The 20,100-nt window shown below is 60.1% G+C and carries 18 protein-coding genes and 1 pseudogene; 11 read left to right on the forward strand and 8 right to left on the reverse strand.

The features are described from left to right. The first annotated feature begins 71 nt into the window (after positions 1-71). Positions 72-683 carry a membrane-bound lytic murein transglycosylase EmtA gene (gene emtA / locus BJP61_RS09700; protein WP_075193586.1) on the forward strand — a complete coding sequence of 204 codons (612 nt, stop codon included), beginning with the start codon at positions 72-74 and terminating at the stop codon, positions 681-683. On the opposite strand, the gene BJP61_RS09705 is transcribed toward emtA, so the two are convergent. Beyond that, a complete protein-coding gene (locus tag BJP61_RS09705) occupies positions 684-1,415 on the reverse strand; it encodes a flagellar brake protein (protein ID WP_038862476.1) in 732 nt (243 codons plus the stop codon). A gap of 216 nt (positions 1,416-1,631) precedes the next feature. Here BJP61_RS09705 and BJP61_RS09710 point away from each other — a divergent pair, with 216 nt between their 5' ends. Then, positions 1,632-1,886, forward strand: a complete 255-nt coding sequence (locus tag BJP61_RS09710) for a GlsB/YeaQ/YmgE family stress response membrane protein (RefSeq protein WP_038862478.1) — start codon at positions 1,632-1,634, stop codon at positions 1,884-1,886. Positions 1,887-1,941: 55 nt separating this feature from the next. On the opposite strand, the pseudogene BJP61_RS09715 reads toward BJP61_RS09710, so the two are convergent. The 4 genes and pseudogenes from BJP61_RS09715 to BJP61_RS09730 form a co-directional block, all read right to left on the reverse strand. Then, positions 1,942-4,055: pseudogene (locus tag BJP61_RS09715) on the reverse strand (TonB-dependent siderophore receptor). Positions 4,056-4,260: 205 nt separating this feature from the next. Beyond that, positions 4,261-6,198 (reverse strand): alpha,alpha-trehalase, encoded by a 1,938-nt coding sequence (locus BJP61_RS09720; RefSeq protein ID WP_171998210.1) that lies wholly within the window; start codon positions 6,196-6,198, stop codon positions 4,261-4,263. A 133-nt stretch (positions 6,199-6,331) separates the two neighbouring features. Further along, positions 6,332-7,348: a LacI family DNA-binding transcriptional regulator gene (locus tag BJP61_RS09725; protein WP_171998211.1), complete on the reverse strand. Its 1,017-nt coding sequence runs from the start codon at positions 7,346-7,348 to the stop codon at positions 6,332-6,334. Continuing rightward, positions 7,345-8,094: a ribonuclease Z gene (locus BJP61_RS09730; RefSeq protein ID WP_161580193.1), complete on the reverse strand. Its 750-nt coding sequence runs from the start codon at positions 8,092-8,094 to the stop codon at positions 7,345-7,347. Before BJP61_RS09730 ends, BJP61_RS09725 begins: the two co-directional genes overlap by 4 nt. Positions 8,095-8,249: 155 nt before the next feature. Here BJP61_RS09730 and BJP61_RS09735 point away from each other — a divergent pair, with 155 nt between their 5' ends. Genes BJP61_RS09735 through BJP61_RS09750 form a run of 4 tightly spaced genes read left to right on the forward strand, consistent with a single transcriptional unit; the run spans position 8,250 to position 12,155 of the window. Then, positions 8,250-9,227, forward strand: coding sequence for an ABC transporter ATP-binding protein (locus BJP61_RS09735; protein WP_075193590.1), 978 nt, complete (start codon positions 8,250-8,252; stop codon positions 9,225-9,227). Between the two features lie 32 nt (positions 9,228-9,259). Next, positions 9,260-10,405: an extracellular solute-binding protein gene (locus BJP61_RS09740; RefSeq protein ID WP_171998212.1), complete on the forward strand. Its 1,146-nt coding sequence runs from the start codon at positions 9,260-9,262 to the stop codon at positions 10,403-10,405. A 59-nt stretch (positions 10,406-10,464) separates the two neighbouring features. Further along, positions 10,465-11,298 (forward strand): sugar ABC transporter permease, encoded by an 834-nt coding sequence (locus BJP61_RS09745; protein ID WP_171998213.1) that lies wholly within the window; start codon positions 10,465-10,467, stop codon positions 11,296-11,298. Continuing rightward, positions 11,295-12,155 carry an ABC transporter permease subunit gene (locus BJP61_RS09750; RefSeq protein ID WP_171998214.1) on the forward strand — a complete coding sequence of 287 codons (861 nt, stop codon included), beginning with the start codon at positions 11,295-11,297 and terminating at the stop codon, positions 12,153-12,155. Before BJP61_RS09745 ends, BJP61_RS09750 begins: the two co-directional genes overlap by 4 nt. Positions 12,156-12,161: 6 nt before the next feature. On the opposite strand, the gene BJP61_RS09755 is transcribed toward BJP61_RS09750, so the two are convergent. Continuing rightward, positions 12,162-13,559: a PLP-dependent aminotransferase family protein gene (locus BJP61_RS09755; protein ID WP_171998215.1), complete on the reverse strand. Its 1,398-nt coding sequence runs from the start codon at positions 13,557-13,559 to the stop codon at positions 12,162-12,164. Positions 13,560-13,680: 121 nt separating this feature from the next. Between BJP61_RS09755 and BJP61_RS09760 the strand changes: the two genes are divergently transcribed. The 3 genes from BJP61_RS09760 (at position 13,681) to BJP61_RS09770 (ending at position 16,976) form a co-directional block, all read left to right on the forward strand. After that, positions 13,681-14,160 carry a carboxymuconolactone decarboxylase family protein gene (locus BJP61_RS09760; protein WP_038862490.1) on the forward strand — a complete coding sequence of 160 codons (480 nt, stop codon included), beginning with the start codon at positions 13,681-13,683 and terminating at the stop codon, positions 14,158-14,160. Between the two features lie 257 nt (positions 14,161-14,417). Further along, positions 14,418-15,125 carry a phage antirepressor KilAC domain-containing protein gene (locus BJP61_RS09765; protein WP_038862491.1) on the forward strand — a complete coding sequence of 236 codons (708 nt, stop codon included), beginning with the start codon at positions 14,418-14,420 and terminating at the stop codon, positions 15,123-15,125. Between the two features lie 192 nt (positions 15,126-15,317). Continuing rightward, a complete protein-coding gene (locus tag BJP61_RS09770; RefSeq protein WP_171998216.1) occupies positions 15,318-16,976 on the forward strand; it encodes a DUF6138 family protein in 1,659 nt (552 codons plus the stop codon). Positions 16,977-16,982: 6 nt separating this feature from the next. On the opposite strand, the gene BJP61_RS09775 is transcribed toward BJP61_RS09770, so the two are convergent. Next, complete coding sequence (locus tag BJP61_RS09775; protein WP_171998217.1) at positions 16,983-17,579, reverse strand: NAD(P)H-dependent oxidoreductase; 597 nt, start codon at positions 17,577-17,579, stop codon at positions 16,983-16,985. Positions 17,580-17,692: 113 nt separating this feature from the next. On the opposite strand from BJP61_RS09775, the gene BJP61_RS09780 reads away from it, so the two are divergent. Together BJP61_RS09780 and BJP61_RS09785 are read left to right on the forward strand one after the other, a co-directional pair. Continuing rightward, complete coding sequence (locus tag BJP61_RS09780) at positions 17,693-18,274, forward strand: TetR/AcrR family transcriptional regulator (RefSeq protein WP_171998218.1); 582 nt, start codon at positions 17,693-17,695, stop codon at positions 18,272-18,274. 158 nt (positions 18,275-18,432) lie between these two features. Beyond that, positions 18,433-19,218, forward strand: a complete 786-nt coding sequence (locus BJP61_RS09785; protein WP_171998219.1) for a DUF3750 domain-containing protein — start codon at positions 18,433-18,435, stop codon at positions 19,216-19,218. 196 nt (positions 19,219-19,414) lie between these two features. Here BJP61_RS09785 and BJP61_RS09790 read toward each other — a convergent pair whose 3' ends face one another. Continuing rightward, positions 19,415-20,083, reverse strand: coding sequence for a YecA family protein (locus tag BJP61_RS09790; protein ID WP_075193597.1), 669 nt, complete (start codon positions 20,081-20,083; stop codon positions 19,415-19,417). Between the last annotated feature and the right edge of the window lie 17 nt (positions 20,084-20,100).

The following is a 20,100-nucleotide window of genomic DNA, read 5'->3' on the forward strand; positions in this document are numbered from 1 at the left end:
TGTCACCCGGACGCCCGCGCTGCGGTTCGGGACGACGCATTGTTTTGCACTGATATGGAAAGGAAAGTTGCGTGAAATTGAGATGGTTGATGTGGTTAGTGGTGTTTCTCGCCGGGTGTTCTTCCACGCCGGATTATAAAAACCCGCCCTGGAACCCTGAGGTGCCGGTAAAACGCGCGATGCAGTGGATGCCAATCACCGAGAAAGCCGGCGAGGCCTGGGGCGTCAGCCCGCGTCTGGTGACGGCGATTATCGCCGTGGAATCGGGCGGCAACCCGACGCTTGTGAGCAAATCCAACGCAGTCGGGCTGATGCAGATCAAAGCCTCCACCGCCGGTCGCGAAGTCTACCGCTATATGGGCTGGAGCGGTCAGCCGTCGTCCAGCGAGCTGAAAAACCCGGAGCGCAATATTTCGCTTGGCACCGCGTATTTGAGCATTCTGGAGCACGGCGTGCTGAAGGGCATTGAAGAGCCGCAAACCATGCAGTACGCGCTGGTGGTCTCTTACGTGAATGGCGCGGGCGCACTGCTACGTACGTTCTCGTCGGATCGCAAAACCGCTATCGAGAAGATTAACGACCTGAGCCCGGATGAGTTTGTCGACCATGTCGCGAAAAACCATCCGGCGCCGCAGGCCCCGCGTTATATCTGGAAAGTGCAGCAGGCGATGAACGCCATGTGATTAGCGCACCCGGCTGGCTTTTTCCCGGGCGATACGCTCCAGCGCGAAGATAATGCGCTGGAGCTCGCGCTCCGTCGCCGGGCTGACGTTTAAGAAGCGAAAGCTCAGGCGCGGCGTGGCGATGGTTTCGTTTTTACTGTCCACCACTTTGCGCTCGCTGATAGTCAGCAGCTGCGCGTCGAAGCGAAATTTTCCCCACTCCAGCAGATCGATTTCCAGCGGCGAGAATTGCATGCCGGCTTCCAGCCCTTCCGGCATCGTGCCTTCCAGCAGCGTTCCCATACCACCGAGCGACAGATCCTGTAAGCGCCCGCGAAACAGTTTGCCGTCCGGCATCCGCGCCAGACAGTAAAACTGCGGCTGTACCGGCGCGCTGATGCGAAAATGCTCGCGGCGCTGCACAAACCATATCGCTTCTGGCAGCGGGGCGACAAAGGCAGGCAGATTCTGATACTCCCCGGCGTTCAGCGCAGGCAGATTAAACTCCACCTTGGCGCCCTGGGCTTCGGCGCTGAACTGGATATGCGTCGCTTTTTGCACCGCCTGGTTTTCGCTGGTCTGGCTGCCGAAATCCAGCACCAGCTGGTCCGGCGACGCATCGAGAATGCGGCTGATAAATTGCCAGCTACCCCATGAAAGGCGGATCGGCGCCTGGCTTTTTTGCAAGTCGCGCAAAATCCCCAGTACGGCCAGCGGGTTTTGCTTCAGAAACTGCTCACTGTAATTGCTCACGTCGCGTGATTCCTTTAAATACTGACAGAGAGATGTGGATGGTTATCGGCCCGCGCGCCTGAAACTTAAGATTTATCCTAAAATATTTTTATTTCATTATGAGGATAATCCGAGCTTACCGGAAGAATCTTTATTTATTACCTATACTTGAATCACTTCGGTTTACCGCGGCTTGCGGCAAGCCATTCTGAGAACTTAACCAAGAGGGTGGAGACTATGGGTATTTTGTCCTGGATAGTGTTTGGGCTTATTGCAGGCATCATCGCCAAACTGATTATGCCAGGCCGCGACGGCGGCGGATTTATTCTGACCTGCGTGCTGGGGATTGTCGGCGCCGTGGTTGGCGGCTGGCTGGCGACCTTCTTTGGTATCGGCGGCAGCGTGACGGGCTTTAATCTGCCAAGCTTCCTGGTGGCGGTTGTCGGCGCGATTGTGGTGCTGCTGGTGTTCCGCATGGTGCGCAGGGATTAACCCCACGGCATCCACGCGTTTATAAAAAACGGCCCCGCGGGGCCGTTTTTTTATGTCAGAAATCGTAGCCGACCGTTGCGGTCACGCTGCGCTCCGCCCCCAGTAGCAGTTGGTGGTATAACAGCCGGAAATATAGTCGCGATCGGTCAGGTTATTCGCCGTCACCTGAACAAACGCCCCTTTGAGCGCGCTGTTCCAGGTGCCGAGATCGGCCTTGACCATCGCATCCATCAGCGTCACGGAAGAGACGCGACGCGTGTTCTGGTCATCCGCCCACTGCTTGCCGATATAGCGCACGCCCGCGCCCGCGCTAATGCCGTAATCGAACTGATAGTGCGCCCAGAGCGAGGCTATCTGATCCGGCGTCAGCAGCGGCGTGTTGCCATTTTTACCCCCGAGAGAGTCTTCAAAACGCACACGGTTCCAGCTGTAGCCTGCAATGGTGCTCAAACGCGGCGTAAGCTGGTTACGCGCTTCAATTTCCACGCCTTGCGACTTCACGTTACCGACGGCCTGATAGCTCGACGTCGCGATATTTTCATCGCGCTGGGAGACATCTTTCTGTTTCAGATCGTACATAGCGATGGTGTACATATCCGACGTGCCTGGCGGCTGGTACTTCAGGCCGCCTTCATACTGTTCAGAAGTGCTGGGCTTAAGAAAATCACCGCTGGCATCGAACAGGATGGATGGGGTGATCGCCTGGCTGTAGCTGATATAGGGCGATAACCCGTTTTCGAAGGCATAGAGCAGCGAGGCGCGCCCGCCAACATGGTCATCAGAGCGACGGATCGTGGTGCCTGCGGTATCACTTACCTGTCGGGACACGATGCGGTCATAGCGGCCAGAAAGCGTGGCGTGCCAGCGATTCCATTCCAGCTCATCCTGCAGATAGACGCCGGTCTGATAGTAACGACGATTAAAGTCATTCGTGGAAGTGACCACATGCCCGGTTTGCGCCGTATCGCCGGTGAACGGATTGTACGGCGCGGCGGTGCCGTACGCGCCCTGGATATCATTGCGGAACCGATGATATTCCGCGCCCAGCACGACGGTGTGGTTCACCTCGCCCGTCGCGAAATCCGCCTGCAGGCGGTTATCGGTTGACCACGCGTTAAGCGACTCCTCATAGCCGACATAGCCGCGCGCCAGCTGGTTATTGCTAAGCCACCCTGTCTGGTAAACCTGATCCAGCGAGGCGTTGCTGTGGGTATAGCTGCCGCTGGAGTGTACCGACCACGTCTCGTTAAAGCGGTGATCAAACTCCACGCTGTAAATCTGCTGGCGGCGGCGATAGCCATCGCCGGCGTCGCCTTCGTTATAGGTGTGGCTGACTTTGCGGCCATTGTGTGAATAAAGCGATCCCTCGGCAGGCGAAGAGCCGTGATAGCCGCCTGACGGATCTTTTTGCAGATACGCGCTTAACAGCAGGCTGGTATCGCTGTCCGGTTGCCAGAGCAGGGAGGGCGAAATCGCGTAACGCTCTTCCCGGGTATTGTCGTACTGGGTATCTGTGTTGCGGGTAATGCCGGTCAGGCGGTATGCCCACTGATCGTTAATGGCGTCTGTGTAATCAAACGCGGCGCTTTTGGTATTTTGCGTGCCGGCGGACAGGCGGAAATGCCCCTCGGAATCGAACTGCGGACGTTTAGCCGTGAGATTCACCAGCCCGCCCGGAATGGTTTGTCCGTAAAGCGCGGATGACGGGCCTTTAATCACATCCACGCGTTCAATAAACCACGGATCGATTTGCAAAATGTTATGGCTGCCGCCGTCGCTCATCAGGCGCATGCCGTTGAGGAAAATATTATCGACATCGCCGCCGTGAAAACCGCGCAGCGCCAGCGCGTCAAAGCGCGTCGCGCCGCCGCCCACATTTGAGAAAACGCCCGGCGTGTAATTGAGCGCCTCTGTAAACGTGCTGGCCCCCTGATCTTCCATCTGCTGACGCGTCACTACAGATACCGACTGCGCGGTCGTGATGAGCGGCTGGTCGGTTTTGGTCGCGCCGGTGCTGCTTTTTACCGTATAGCCTTCAGTGGGGGAGGTAGCAGTTTGCGCAGGGGCGGCGCTGACGGTGATGGTCTCTTCAGCAAGCGTTGCGTGCGGCGCGGCCAGCGCCAGCGCACAGAGCGCTGCGGAGCGTTTCAGGGTTAAAACCATTTTCATTGTTGTCTTCTCAGGTTTGCCCGCTGCTGGTGTAACAGGGACGTAACGATATGTAATAAAGAATGCGAATTATTATCGTTAAGGGCGGAGGATTTCAACTGACAAAATTGGCGGGGAAAATATATCTGGTGAAAAAGAGCGCGAAGCGCGTCAGAAAGCGAAAAAAACTGCCCCCGAACGAGGGCAGTGGGAGGTCACGCCGGTATTACTGTGCCGGAGCCGGAGCCGGAGCGCTGCTGGTCGGCGCGGCAGGCGCGTTAGCTTCGGCAGGTGCCGCAGATTCCGCTTTCGCCGGTGCGGCGGTTTCCGCTTCGGCAGGCGTGTTCTGCGCGGCCGGTTTGCTCAGCATTTTGCCGTCCTGCTGCGGTGCAGCAGATTCCGCTTTCGCCGGTGCGGCGGTTTCCGCTTCGGCAGGCGTGTTCTGCGTGGCGGGTTTGCTCAGCATTTTGTTGTCCTGCTGCGGTGCGCTAGCGCTGCCAGGACGCGTCTGCGGCACGTCATTACACGGTTTTTCCGTGCCGCACAGCAGGTCGAGCATTTTTAGCGTCACGCCGTTCGTCCAGCCGAAACCGTCCTGCAACGGGTATTCACCGCCGCCGCCGCCGGTGCCGGTAGAGGAGACATCATATTTCTCCACCAGTTTCTGCTCGCGGTTATAGGTGTGCTGCACGTTAGTCAGGAAACGCCAGGTGACGTCCATCGCCAGATCTTTCTGACCATAATTCATCAGCCCCTCAGTGGCGACCCACTGCAACGGCGCCCAGCCGTTTGGCGCATCCCATTGCTGGCCGGAGTTAACGGTGGTGGTCAGAATGCCGCCCGGTTTCAGCAGCTGCGCGCGGGTGGCGGCCGCCACTTTCTCGGCGCGATCCTGCGCTGCGGCTTTCACATACAGCGGGTACAGCGCGGCGGCGGTCAGCTGATCGCGCACCTTATTGGTTTTCAGATCGTAATCGGCATACCAGCCATGCTTCGCGTTCCACAGGTGGGTTTCCATCGCCTGCTGACGCTGGCTTGCGAGCGATTCATAGCGGGTAGCGCCCGCGGCGTCGCCCGACGCTTTGCTGGCGCGCGCCAGGGTTTTTTCCAGCTGGAACAGCAGGGCGTTGAGATCCACCGGCAGGATCGTGGTGGTGCGAATCGAGCCGAGCTGCTGCGGGTTATCCATCCAGCGCGAGCTGAAATCCCAGCCGGAGGCGGCACCTGCGCGCAGATCGCGATAGATTTCCGTCGCCGGACGATCCGGGTTGTTTTTAGCGGTGGTCACGTCGTCAAGCCAGGATTCGGTACGCGGCGCGTCGCGATCGTCCCAGTAGCGGTTCAGCAGCGCGCCGTCTTTCAGCTTCACCACGCGCTCATGGGCGTCGCCCGGCGCGAGATTTTCGCTGCCTTCCATCCAGTAGGCATACTCTTTTTGCAACTGCGGCAGATATTTTTTCAGCGTCTCGTCGCCGCCTTCATGGGTCGCCAGCAGTTCCACCATAAAGGAGAAGAATGGCGGCTGGGAACGGCTTAAATAGTAGCTGCGGTTGCCATTCGGGATATGGCCCCAGGCGTCAATCTCATGGGCGAAGTTATCGACCATATCCTGCACTTTATCCCAGCGATCGCTCTCGGCGAGGCCCAGCATAGTGAAGTAGGTGTCCCAGTAATAGACTTCGCGAAAACGTCCCCCCGGCACCACGTAAGGCTTCGGCAGCGGCAGCAGGGAATCCCATTTGCTGGCGGAATCGGTGGAGCGCGTCAGCACCGGCCACAGGCCGTCGATATGCTCGCGCAGGCTTTGGCCTGCGGGCGGCACATAGGCTTCACCTTTCTGCGGCAGGGTAAAGTTCAGCTCGACGAAGTGGCGTAAATCGAAGCCCGACTGGTTACGCTGCATGCGGTAGTCGGCCAGGATCATCAATGGGTCGCTTTTGGGCACCGCATCGGCGAAGGTTTTCTGATCGGGAAACAGCTTCGCGCTCTGCACATCGGTAAACAGCGGACCGAGCAGCTGATCCGGCGACTGCGGCGCGGCGCGTTCCGCGGGCGCGTCCTGCGCGCTGGCAGGCAGCGTGGAGAAGGCCAGCAGCGCGCCGCTGAGGGCGACCTGAATGGCGAAAAACAGCGTCCGGGGACGGCGCGTAACGGCTTGTGTCATCAATTAATTCTCCTTAACGGGGCGCAGCGCACACCACTGCGAATCAACCATATGAAAACCTTAGACGAATATTCCCGTTACGAGGGCGCGTAAAGGGGAAATTTCTGTTTTTCGCCCCCGGTTCAGCCCCGGTTTAGGTTACCCGGGGCGAGGTCTGCCGGTGCACGAGCGTGACGGGAACCCACTCGACGCGCGCGGGCGTATGCGGCTGGCGCGCGCGGTCGGCGAGACAGTCGAGCGCCCGTGCGGCAAGCGCCGCCACATCCTGATGCAGCGTGGTAAGCTGATAAGCGTCATACGCCGTCTGCGGGGTGTTGTCGAACCCGATCAGATGAAAATCGTGCGGCGCGGTTTTGCCAAGCCGCCGCATGCCGTCGAGAAAGCCGCAGGCGAGCTGCGCGTTGGCGCAGAAAATCCCGTCCAGCGAGGCGTGAGCGCTGCGCGCCGCCGCAAGGCCCCCCTGGTAGCCGTCTTCCGGCGCGTTAAGCGGCGTGGCATGCGCCTCGCGCACTCCGCGCGCGCGGAGCGCCGCCTGAAACGCCGCGCCGCGCTCAACGCCCGCCCAGGTCGAGTGCGGATAGTTAAGCCAGCCAAAGCGGCGACAGCCCGCGTCGCACAGCTGCGCGGCGGCAAGCTGCGCGCCCTGGGCATTATCGGAGCAGACCGTGTCCACCCGCGCATGCGTTGCCGGGCGGTTAATGCCGACCACCGGGATCTGATGCCGCACGCAGTCATCGATAATGGCCTCGGGCGGCTGGCCGGACGTTACCACCACGCCTGAGACGCGATATTGCATAAAACGGCGCAGCGTCATCTCAAGCTCCGTCTCGCCGGCGATTTCCGTCACCAGCGCCTGGTAGCCGCGCTGCGAAATAGCCTTAATGAGCGCCTCCAGCAGCGCGCTGCGAAACGGATCGCCGATGCGCGCCACAATCACGCCGATAAGCTGGCTGCGCTGGCGGTTAAGCCCCTGCGCCAGAAAATTAACCTGATACCCAAGCTCTCTGGCGGCGGCCAGCACCCGCGCTTTGGTCTCAGGTGAAATGCTGCCGCTGTCGCCAAGCGCGCGCGACACCACGGCGCGCGACACGCCCGCAAGCGTCGCGACATCCTGCGCCGTTACCGCCCCCCGCGTCTGACGCGGCTTCATAACGCCGCCCGCAGGCGAGCCAGATCGTAACGCTGGCCGTCTTGTGCTAAAAACAGCGCCGGGTGGCGCTCACAGGCGTCGCGAATAGCCGGAATATCCGCCTCCCAGCAGTGATAAAGCCCCAGCGCGGGCAGTTGCAGGCATTCGCACACCGTCAGGCAGGAGGGGAAATCGCCGTGGGAGGCGTCATCCTCCAGCGCCTGCCACGAGGCGCACTCCTGAAACGCCAGCGTCGCGCCCGCCATCAGCGCCAGGCTGTCGGGCGTCGGCCGGCCGTCGCCGCTGTAAAACAGCGCCATGCCGTGCGCGTCGATGCGCAGCGCGCGACACGGGATTTCATGCTGCGTCGACGCGCTGCGGATGCGCCAGTCGCGCCAGTGCGACTCGGCGGTAATATCCTGCCAGTCGATATCAAAACAGAACGTGGTCTGCGGCCAGACCGCCAGCAGAGACAACTGCTGCAACACCGCGCGCTGGGCAGGCTCGCAAAAAATAGTGAGCGGTTTGACGCGCCCGAAACTTTTCCACTGGTTCAGCAGCGGGGCGAGCCCCGCGCAGTGGTCGGGGTGGATATGGGTAAACCAGATAACGTCGATAGCGTTAATGTCCGTTTTACGCTGCCACAGCGCGCGCGGGATCGTCGGGCCGCAATCCACCAGCCACTGCCCGCCGCCCTGGATAGTGATTGACGAGGTATTTTGCTGCGTGGCAAACGCGCTGCCGCTGCCGAGCACATCAATAATCATTTTCCCACCTGTTTTCCCGCTCACTTAATTAAATTGTCACAAAGGCGCGACAAAGTAGGTGCCTATCATGTCGGGGCGACGTTGCATTTTTTTTACACCGTAGTGAACACGTGTTCATCGTTAAAAATAATGTCGCGAGAATGCAGGTGAGGGCGATGAGTTATTTACAGATAACGCAATTAAAAATGGGCTATGGCGATAACACGGTGCTTCACAATATTGATTTATCCGTGGATCGCGGGGAAATGATTGCGCTGCTTGGCCCGTCCGGCTGTGGGAAAACAACGCTCTTAAACGCGCTGTGCGGTTTTGTGCCAGTGGAATCCGGTGAGATTATTCTCGCCGGGCGCAATATCACCGCGCTGGCGCCGGAGCGGCGCAATATTATTATGGTGTTCCAGAGTTATGCGTTATGGCCGCATTTTACGGTGGCGCAAAATATTGGCTTTGGATTAACCCTGCGTAAATTACCGAAGGCCGACATCCAGGCGCAAATAAAAAAGATGCTGGCTTTGGTGAATTTATCCGGCTTTGAAGACCGCAAAATCAGCGCGCTGTCCGGCGGGCAGCGGCAACGCGTGGCGCTGGCCCGGGCGCTGGCGGTAGAGCCGGATGTGCTCGTGCTCGACGAGCCGCTCTCAAACCTTGATGCCCGCGTGCGCCTGAATGTGCGCCATGAAATCAAAACCCTGCAACAGCAGCTCGGTTTTACCTCGCTTATCGTCACCCACGATCAGGAAGAGGCGCTGGTGATGGCCGACCGCGTAGCGGTGCTCAACCAGGGGCGTATTGAACAGGTCGGCACGCCGCAGGCCATCTGGCAGCAGCCTCAAACGCCGTTTGTGGCCGATTTTATGGGCGCCACGAACCGTATTCGCGCGCAGGCGGGCGAGACGCTCTGTTTTCGCAGCGCCGACGTGACGATAAGCGCCGCGCCCGGCACGGCCCTCGCGGGCGGGCTGACGCTTGCAGGCGTCGTCGAGCAGAGCGCATTTATGGGGCACCAGTATCGCCACAGCGTGCGGGTCGACCATCATCTTTTCCAGGCGGACAGCCCGCAGAGCTGGCCCGTCAACGCCGCCGTGGCGCTGCATGTGCCAGCCCGGGCGCTGCACCGTTTTAACCAGCCTTAGTTCTCTTTTACTCACACAGTCAGGGGTATTTCATGTTTGCTAAAACTCACATTGCGCTGTGCGCGGCGCTCTCGTTCGGCACGCTTGCCAGCGCGCAGGCGGAAACGGTGCTGAACGTGGCGACAGCGGGCGACCAGAATATGGTCGATTACGTTAAAACCTTTCTTGCGCCGCGCTTCGAGGCGAGTCATCCCGGTGTGAAAATTCGGGTGGTCGGCACCGGGCCTGGGGATGCGGGCTCTAATAAAATCATCGAAAAGCTGACCGCCCAGCAGCAGAGCGGGTCGCCGCAGTGGGATATCGACGTCGCGATTGTGCATCAGAAGGCGGGTGGGGAGCTTGTGGAAAAGGGGCTACTGGCGAAATTCCGCGACCAGATCCCGACCGGGAAAATGGTCTCGCAGGCGAGCGCCCGCAATGCGCTGGGCGTGGATGTCGACGGCTATGTGATGCCGATGTTCCTGAGCCAGACGGCGCTTGCTTACAACAGCGAGCTGGTAAAAACGCCGCCCGCCTCGTATGACGAGCTGGTGCGGTGGGCGCAGAAAAACCCGAAGGCGTTTGGCTATAACGGCATCAAAAACGGCATGTCCGGCGTGAGTTTCGTGGTGGGCTGGATCTACGCTTACGGCACCGACGCCGCGCGGCTCAGCGCGCAGCCTTACGATAAAAGCGTCGAGAAAAGCTGGGGGCCCGCGTTTGAAAAACTCAAAGCTTTTAACCAGAACGTGACCTTCACGCCGGGCAACGCCGGCACGCTCGATATGCTAAGCCGCGGCGAAATCGCCATGGGGCCTGTGTGGGTGGATATGTTTTATAGCTGGAAAGATCAGGGCAAAGTGCCGCCGTCGCTGAAGCTCGCGCTGATTGCGCCGGGGATGCCGGGCCAGCCGATGTATTACGTCGTCCCGGCCCGTGCGGCGCAGGCGACGCTTGCGCAGGACTTTATCGCGCTCGCGACAAGCCCGGACGTGCAGGCGCAGGGCATCGTTAAGCAATTCAACTGGTATCCGGGCATCGACGCGCAGTACGTAAAAGCAAAGCTCGACGCGCCGACCTGGCAGAAATTGTTCGCCGAAATCTCGCCGCAGACGCTGGCGAACTACGGCAAGAGCTTCCCGATTGCCCCGTACTTTGACGATATCAAAGAGGGCTACGAGAGCCAGGTCTCAAACTGACCCCCGCGCGCCCGACGGTCAGTCGGGCGCTGTTCTGGTGACTTTCCGGGAATAACCTGATGAGAAAATCCCTTCATTACGGCCTGCTGGTAGCGCCCGCCGCGCTGCTTACCGCCGTCCTGTTTTTATATCCGCTGGGCTTTTCGCTGGTGTCGGCGTTTGTCACCGACGCCTCAGGGTTTACCCTGACGCACTTTCGTAAAGTTTTTGACCTCTACTCGCAGGACATTCTGTTCTCGCTTGCTATCGTGCTGGTGTCGGTGGCCCTGCTGGCGGTTATCGCCGTGACGCTTTCCGGCGTTATTGTGCTCTCGCCATACCCTTTCCTGGCGCGCGCGTTCGGGCTGCTTTACCGTCTGCCGCTGTTTATTCCGTTTATCGTGACGGCGCAGATGATGCGCACGTTTCTCGCCAAAAACGGCCTGATGAATAACGCGCTGGTGGCAGGCGGTCTGATGACGCCACTCGACACCGTCTCCTGGCTCGGCTGGAAGGGCATCATTATTACGTTCGTCTGGAAGCAGATGGCGTTTGTGACGCTCCTGACCTGCGGCGCGATGGCGGCGATTGAGCCCTCGCAGATCCAGGCGGCGAAAAATCTCGGCGCGTCGCGCCTGAGGATTCTGTTGCAGGTGCTGCTGCCCCATGCGCTGCCGACGCTCGGCGTGGCGCTGGTGCTCTCCACCGTCACGATGCTCTCGGTATTGTCGGTGCCGCTGATGATAGGCACCGGCACGCCCACCATGATGACCGTCGATATGGCGTTTCGCGTCAGCTCTTATGGCGATTATCACGTCGCGAACGCGCTCGGGGTTATCTCATATCTGATTTGCGCCGCGCTGTCGTGGTTTTACCTGCGCCATACGCTTAAAGAGAAAGGAGCCCACGCATGAGCCCGATGGCGGAAAACCCGGCGTTCACGCCCGCGCGCGCCTTTCGCCTGACGCCGTTTCGCGCGGGCCTCTTCTGGCAGACGCTGCTGCTGGTGTTGCTGCTGCTGATACTGCTCGGCCCGGTGCTGAATCTGCTTATCTGGACCGTGGCGGAGCGCTGGTATTTCCCGCACGCGCTGCCCGCCGAATGGGGAATGAAATACTGGTCGCAGGTATTCAGCCCCTACAGCGATGTCGGGGGATCGCTGCTCACCAGTATCGGCATCGCGCTACTGACCGTGGCGGTGTGTCTCGTGGTGGCGGTGCCCGCCGGCTACGCACTCTCCCGCAAGGGGATGCCGCTGCGCTTTTTCTTTATGCTGCTGTTTCTGATCCCGCAGGCCTTTCCGGGGCTGACGGTCTATATGAACGTGGCGCGGCTCTTTTATCAGTGGGGGCTGAACGGGACGATAACGGGCGTAGTGCTGGTCCACAGCGTTCACGGCATGATGTACGCCATCTGGATAAGCGTGGCGGCGTTCAGCAGCGTCGACCCGCTACTTTCGCGCGCCGCGCGCAACCTCGGCGCGAGCGCGGCGTACACGTTCTTTCGCATCGTGCTGCCGCAGGCGGCGCCTGGCATCATCGCCGCCAGCATTTTTGTGTTTCTGGAATCGCTGGATGAGTTTACCGGCGCGTTTTTTGTCGGCGCTCCGGATATCAGCACGCTGCCGCTACTGCTTTATAACGCCAGTATGTCCGGCAATTATCAGATCTCATCGATTACCGCGCTGATCCTGCTGCTCCCGTCGGTGGTGTTTATGCTGGTGGTGAATAAGTTCATGCGCCCGGAGATGCTCTCGAAGCTCGGCAAATAACGGCGTTTAGCCTGTCTCGCCGAGCAGCGCGCGCGTGTCGGCCACGGCGCGCGTCAGGAGCGCCACTGCCTCTTCCTGCGAGCGAAGATTGGTGTAACCGATAATTAACCCGTAACGTTTTTCGGGCAGCAGGTACCAGGGCGAGAGCGCGTTCACCTGCAACTGGTGCTGCTGCCAGACGCGGGCGAGCGCCTCGTCGCAGGCGGCCGTTTTTAAATAGGCCACGACATGCATGCCGCCATCCTCAAGCGGCGTGGCAAACACGCCGGGATAGACCTGGTGCAGCGCCCTGATAGCCATTTCACGCCGCCGGGCATAAAGCGCGCGCATTTTCTTCAGATGCGCGTAGAAATCGCCGCCGCTTAAAAACGCCGCCAGAATCTTCTGCATCAGCAGCGGCTGGCCGCCGGTGAAGAGGGCGCCGCTTTCGAGGAAAGCCTGTCTGGCCGACCGCGGCATCACCAGATAGCCGATGCGCACCGAGGGCATAATGGTCTTGCTGAAGGTGCCGATGTAAATCACGCGATCGTCGGTATCAAGGCTTTTCAGTGAAGGCAGCACGTTACGCGTGTAGTGAAACTCGCCGTCGTAATCATCTTCCACAATCCACGCGTTGTGCTGAGACGCCCATGCGAGCAATTGCTGCTTGCGCGGCAGCGAGAGCGTGACGCCAAGCGGGCTGTGATGCGAGGGCGTCACGATGGCGAGCCGGGCGTCCGGGCAGTGGCGTTGCAGATGCGCTACCTGTATGCCCTCATCATCGACCGGCACCGGATACAGCGCAGGCGCGCGGGCTTTCAGCAGCCGCTGCCCCACAAAATACCCTGGCTCTTCCAGCGCCACGCGGTCGCCGTGGCCCAGCAGCGCCTGGAGGGTGAGCAGCAGGTTGCCCCGATAGCCGCTGGTGATGAAAATATCGTCGGCGGTACAGGTGACGCCGCGCGAGATAGTCAGATAGCTGGCGATGGCCGCGCGCAGCGGCGCGAAGCCCGCGACGGGCGGGTTTACCATCTCTTCCGGGCGCATGGCGCGCGTTGCGCGCGCGCACAGCAGCAGCCATTTCTTATAAGGAAAGCGGTCCAGCGACGGAATGCCGGGGCGCAAAAAGCCGTCAGGTTCGTGAAGGGTGAGCAGGCCATCGTTACCGGCAGGGAGCGCTGGCGCTGGCACTGCCGGGCGCGGTACTGACGCGAGCGCCGGGTTGACGCAGGTGCCCTGCGGCCCGCGGCTCACCAGATAGCCTTCGCCTACCAGCACCGCGTAGGCCGCCTCGACGGTTTTCTTCGCGACCTGTAACTCCTGCGCCAGCAGACGGATGGACGGCACGCGGTCGCCCGGTTTCAATACGCCGTCGCGGATATTCTGGCGGTAACGCTGGTAAATCTCGCGATAGCCCGGTTTCATGTCCTGCCTCGTTTCATCATTTATGACCCTTTTTACTATGTCATAGGCCCGTAAGATAGACGAAAAGTTTCTGACGTGCTCCGCACCGCGCGGGGTAATTTTTTGTGATGAAGGAGTTCCCATGAATACGCGCGTAAACCATTACCAGGCCGTTCCGGCGCTGGTCAACACGCTGATGAACGCCAGCGCGGCGCTGAAAAAAAGCAGCCTGTCGCCGACACTCAAGCATCTGATTGACCTTCGCGCGTCGCAGCTTAACGGCTGCGCGTTCTGTGTCGATATGCACTGTAAAGAGGCAAGGATGGCGGGCGAGCGCGAACTGCGGCTGTATCATCTGGCGGTATGGCGCGAGTCGCCGCTCTTCAGCGCGCAGGAGAAAGCGGCGCTGGCCTTAACAGAAGCGATGACGCGTATTGATGAGTCTGGCGTCAGCGACGCGCTCTACCACAAAGCGCGCGAGCATTTCTCCGAAACGGAGATCGCGGAAATCGCTTTTGCCATTGCTATCATCAATAGCTGGAACCGACTGCAATTGGTGTCGCAAATGGCGCCCGGCAGCCAGGATGCCGCGTTCGGCCTGGCGCGCGCCGGGCTCGAATGACCCCGTTTTTTTCTCGCTGAAAGCCCGCCTGTGCGGGCTTTTTTTATGGGCCTGATCCACGGGTGTCACAGGGCTGACTCCAGAAAAGCTTATTTTTTAAGCACATAGCAGACCTCTTTGCGCAACCCGCGCCGCGCCTGAGACTTAAGTGAAACCGATTAAAAAATCTACTGGATATTTAACCAGGTGCCTGTATACTATTTCTACAAAGCACCAGGTGTTGTTGTAATTGAGTCAGTGAATGAGTGGTGAAACCTATGATGATTCCGCTGGAAAATCTTAATGCTCAGGATCAATCGGTCACAATGAGCAGCCGTGAAATCGCTAAGTTGACAGGTATTGCCCACAGTGAAGTGAAGCGCATGATCAAAAGCCTGGAGACGGCGCAGCGCCTGTCCCAACCCATCGGCATTACGCTCTACGAGCGGGATGGAGAGATGCGTCAGGAGTTCCTGTTAAACAAACGTGATTCGCTGCTGACGGTCGCGCGTATTTCGCCGGCGTTTACCGCTGAAATGCTCGACCGCTGGCAGGAGCGCGAACGTAACGCCAGCCTGCCGGACTTTACCAACCCGGCCGCCGCCGCGCGCGCCTGGGCCGAGCAGTATGAAAAGCGTCAGCGGGCGGAGCAGCAGCTGGCTCTCTTCGCCCCTAAAGCCGAGTTCTTTGACCGTTTCGTGCAGGTTGAAGAGTCGCTGGGCTTTCGCCAGCTGTGCAAAATGCTCAAGGTGAAGGAGCCGGAGTTCCGCCAGTTCCTGCTGGAGCGCAACATTATGCAGCGCGCCAACGGCACGCTGGTGCCGCAGCACCATCACCTCCAGGCGGGCTACTTTACGCTGCGCTCGGGCGTGGGCGAAAACCTGCATACGTTCTCTCAACCGCGCTTTACGGCGCGCGGCGTGAAATGGGTGGCGAGCCTCTGGGCGGCGCACCTTGCCGCACAAACCAGCGGCGCCGCGGCCTGACGGCCAGGTGTCGCGCTATCGCCCGGCGATGTCCGGCTTACGTCTTGTGTCTGCGATGCCCGCAGGCGGAGGCGGCAAGACCGTGCGCGCCGGGTTTTGTTTATTCTGCCGCTTTCCCGCCACCACATTTCGCACTTGAGCGCCGCGCGCGCGCCGCGTATAACCCTCGCAACAGTCTGAAAGGATAATGCGATGTCTGTGTTTGCCCCATTACGCGCCCCGCAGGCGCTGGCGCTGATTAACCGCTGGTTCGACGACACCACGGAACGCTTTACGTCGCCCGACGCGCCACCCGATCATCCGCTGCGCGCGGGCGACTATTCGCTGATGCTGAATGTTGAGTCGCGTCGGGTGACGCTTGAGGAGAGGGACGAGGGAGAGGCTGATGACGACCCTGCCGGGTGGCACGGCGCGCTGTCGCCCGATGAGGTGCACGCCGACTGGCTCGCGCCGCTGACGGCGCTTATCGGGGCGCGGCTCGACATGCTGCGGCGCGAGACGCCGTTCCGCTATTGCCGTTTCCATATTGAAGCCCGTTTCGCCACGAGCGAGGGGCTGTTGCAGACCACGCTCTTTGAGCATTGTGATACGCAATACATCGACGAGCTGCGTCAGGCGATGCAGGCGTATCAGCGCGACGTGCTGGAGAAGGGCGACGCGCCAACCGATCCGACGTCGACGCTTTTTTATTGCGGTAACGCGCTAAATCATGACCTCTTCCCGCAGCCGGATCTTCCGGCGCTGTTGCGCGACTGCGAGCGCATCCAGCAACTGAATAAGGGCAGCGCCGCGCTTACCGAACACCGCCACTGGATAGCGTATCTTCTGAGCGACTATGTGGAGCGCGAGTGTCTGCCGCGCTGGTTTACGGTGCAGGAGAACGCCTGGCGCGAGCGGCAGTATGAGCGCAGGCCCGACACGCCGCCGCCTGCGGCAGACGAAAGCGAACTGTTGCTGTATACCGCCGTGATCATCCTGCGTTTTGAACCCTCTTACAGCAAATCGAAAGGGCTGCAACTTCTGACGCTGGCGCAGCAGCTCGGCATTAAAAAAGCCGCCGCGTATCTGAAAACCGGCACCGGCGTGCTGGCGCAGGACGTAGCGACGTTTGAGAGCGAGCAGGTGAAATGCGCCGCTAACGATGTTATCGCGCAGGTGACGGTGCAGATCCGCGAGGAGACGGCTGCGGCCTATGAGCAGGCGCTGGCGTTTCTGTGTCGACTGCTGGCCCATGAATTCCCGCGCAGCTATGCCCTTAAGCTGAAGTCTGGCGCGAAGCACGGGTTGCCAGTGAAGGGCCTCGCGCGCAATGACACGCACCGGTTTTTCGCCAACGCGCTGACGTTTGAAAGGCTGCATCCGGCGCTTGAGCGTTACGCGCGCGCGGCGATGCGCCAGTATGAGTGGTACAGTGACGCGCAGGCGGAAAAATGCTGTATGCCGGGCAGCTACGCCGTTTTCGGGCTGGCGCTGGCGAGCGAGGCGTATTTCCCGCTGCTGGCGGATTATATGGCGCTGGTGGATGACGAGCACCAGTCGGTGCAGGATGGTTTCATTAACGCCTTTGTGGCGCGCTATGCGCTTAACGCCCGGACGGCGCCCGCGCTGGTGGCGTGCCTGCGCGTCGCCACCGACGCGCTAAAGCTAAAACTTCCGCTGACGGATGACGCCGGGACGCTGCATGCGCTGGCGATGGCGTTTCGCGATTTATCGCCTGACGAGGCCTGCGCTGCGCTGTTCCGGCTGTGGGGCAAGCCGGAACGGCTGGCGAAACGGGCGGCGAAAACCAGCGGTGAGACTGACGCGCGCTGGCAGGCGCTGCTGGAGGCCGCCGGTCTTTCGCAGGCGTAACGTGCGTTACGCCCGGGCGGCGAAGATCTTCGCGCCGATCGCGCGTGCCCGGTCGGTTGCGGCGTCGGGCGTACTGAGATCCGGCAGAAACAGCAGCGCATTGTTGATAACCGGCGCGCCGCAGTAGTCGAAAATCCCGTGAGCTATCTGCGTGTGGTACGCCTGGCGGTAATCATGTTTCTCGTACGTTTTGCGATCCGCTCCGCCGATGCCGACCAGGTGTACCGGCAGATGCCCCAGCTTTTTCACGATCCCGCCCTCAGGACGTTCTTCATACGCCCAGCCGTTCGTGAAGACGCGATCGATCCAGCCTTTCAGCAACCCGGGCATCGACCACCAGTAGACCGGAAAAACCAGCACCAGCGCGTCGGCGTTATCGATGCGTGCCTGCTCTTTCGCGACGTCCGGCGGCACCGGCGCGGTTTTCATAAACGCCGCGTAGTCGGCCTCGTTAAACACCGGGTTGAAGCCTTCGCGGGTGAGGTCGGCAATCTCCACGCTGTGCTGCGCGCTGGCGCTTTTCACGCCGTCGGCCAGCGCATGCGCGACGCTGTGGGACAGAGAGTGTTCTGACGGATGGGAAACCACGATCAAAGCGTGCATGTTTACTCCTCCTGCGTTGCCATCAGGCGGGAATGGACGTAATCTGATATACCAAAGGTAACCTACCTTTAGTAAGTTACTTTTGGTAGGTAATGTTGTCAAGGAGAAAACCTATGTCTGACACCCGCACGCGCCTTAGTCGCGATGAGCGGCACATCCAGTTAATGACCGTTGCCTGGGAAATTATCCGCGACGAGGGCACCGAGGCGCTGACGCTGGGCCGGCTGGCGGAACGGGCGGGCGTAACTAAACCAGTGGTGTACGATCACTTTACCAGCCGCTCCGGCTTGCTGGCGGCGCTCTATCGCGAGTATGAACAGCGCCAGAACCGCAAAATGGACGAGGCGATTGCGCGCACGACGCCCGAACTGGCACCGCTTGCGTCAGTCATCGCCGATGCCTATATCGAATGTGTGCTGTTGCAGGGCCGCGAAATGCCGAACGTGATGGCGGCGCTTACCGGTACGCCGGAGCTGGAAAAACTGCGCCAGGAGTACGCCTGCGACTTTATCGCCAAATGCCGCACGCTTTTTGCGCCGTTTCGCGGGGCTGACACGCTGCGCGACGCCGCGCTGTGGGCGATGTTCGGCGCAGCCGAGGGGCTCTCATGGGCCGTGACGATCGGTGCCATTGACGCCACGCAGGCAAAAGCGGAACTGCGCGACGTGATAGTAGGGATGGTGGAGATGGGGTGAGGTATGGCCGCAAGGGGTGAGAATACGCGCTCTGGCATGTTGTATGCGCGGCTCTCAACGCCGGGCTGCATCTGTGGGGCAAACGGACATTGCTGGATAAAACCGCAGCGCCAGGATAACGTACCGCATGACGTATTATTCACCCCATCTGGCTTCGCATGTTCCTGATTAAAACACTTTCGCTGAGTTTTCTTTGCATTACCCTGCTTTCACTTGCCGTGAGCGTCGGTCTGGCGGTGTATCACCACGACCCCGAGGCGCAGCGAGGGTGGTGGGCCGCCCGCAGCGACTCTGCGGGGCTGGCGCCCGATCCCCGCAAAAACGCCGGGCTGGCGGTGGTGCAGGTTTACGCCGCCCCGACCTGGGGCTGGAAAGGCGTGGTCGCAGTGCATCCGTGGATAATCTATAAGCGCGCCGGAGAAACGCACTATCACCGCTATGAAGTCATTAGCTGGGGAGCGGGTAAGAAAGTGCGACACAACCGCAATGCGCCAGACGGCTACTGGTATGGTTCGAAACCCCGTCTGCTGGTCGAACATCGCGGGACACAGGCCGAAGCGATGATCCCGCAAATTGAAGCCGCTATCGCCTCCTGGCCCTGGCCTGAGACTTATCGCGTCTGGCCTGGGCCAAACAGCAATACGTTTATCGCCCATATCGGCCGGGAAGTTCCGGCGCTGAAACTGGATATGCCCGCTAACGCTATTGGTAAGGATTTCCGCTCGCTGCGCCATATCGTTGGTTTGCCGCCGTCAGGGCGCGGCGTTCAGATCTCCGTGTTGGGCGTGGCGGGGATCACGCTGGGCGCGGAAGAGGGCCTTGAGGTCAATGTGCTGGGGCTGAATATGGGCGTGGATGTCTCGCCGCTGAAACTGAGGCTGCCATTTATTGGCGGGGTGGGACGCGATAATTTGCAGAAAAACCGCGAAGGCGGCGAGCAATAAACTGACGCCTGCGTGACAGAAAAACGATAAAGCGAGCCGGTGAATTTTATCAGGATTATCTTTAGCGGTTTATTTTGCGGCTGGCCCTGGCATGCAGGTGCGACTTTTTTATCGCCAGTAAAGCGTGATGGCACCCCTTAAACAGGCTTTCTGAGCCTGTTGAGGCATAAAAAATGCGCCCGCAGGCGCATCATATTTAGTGCAGACAGCATTGCTTATATTTTTTACCGCTGCCGCAAAAACAGGGATCGTTACGCCCCGGTTTCTGTTCGGACACTACCGGTTGCTGCGGCGCAGGAATCGCGTCCGGCTGCGCAATCCAGTAATCGTGTAAAGCCAGCGCGGCGGGGCGGATAGCGGCGAAACGTTCTTCAAGCTCTTGCGGTGAAAGCGCCTCCAGCTGCGGGAAGTTTTCTTCTTTGCCGTGCAGGGCGATGGCGTCCAGTGCGGGCTGTAACGTCTCCGGCAGCGACGACCAGTCGCTCAGCGTCACGCCGCGCATATAGCCAAAGCACCACTCTTCCACCACGGTGAACGCCTGGCCTTCGGTCTCGCGCTCGCCAAACAGCGGATCGAACTGCTCCGGGAACTCCGCGAGGCGATCGGCGATATCGTTCATATGCTGGAAGCACAGTTCCATAAAGCGGTTCATCTCACGCTCGTTGCTCCAGCGCGGAATGCGGTTTTGCCCGCCCCAGAGCGCCACCAGCCATTCGCTCGGTTCAATGCTGCGTGGGCCGGAAAGCACGGCGGTCAGCAGGCCATCCAGCTCGGCGACATCGACAATCGACTCCTCGCTGCCATATTTTTCCAGCATATCGTCAAGCCATTGCAGCTCTTTTTCGGTCAATGGGCCTTCGTTCATACTGTTGCCTCCCGGGC

It is taken from the genome of Cronobacter sp. JZ38 (genome assembly GCF_008932145.1).
Taxonomy (GTDB): domain Bacteria; phylum Pseudomonadota; class Gammaproteobacteria; order Enterobacterales; family Enterobacteriaceae; genus Cronobacter; species Cronobacter muytjensii.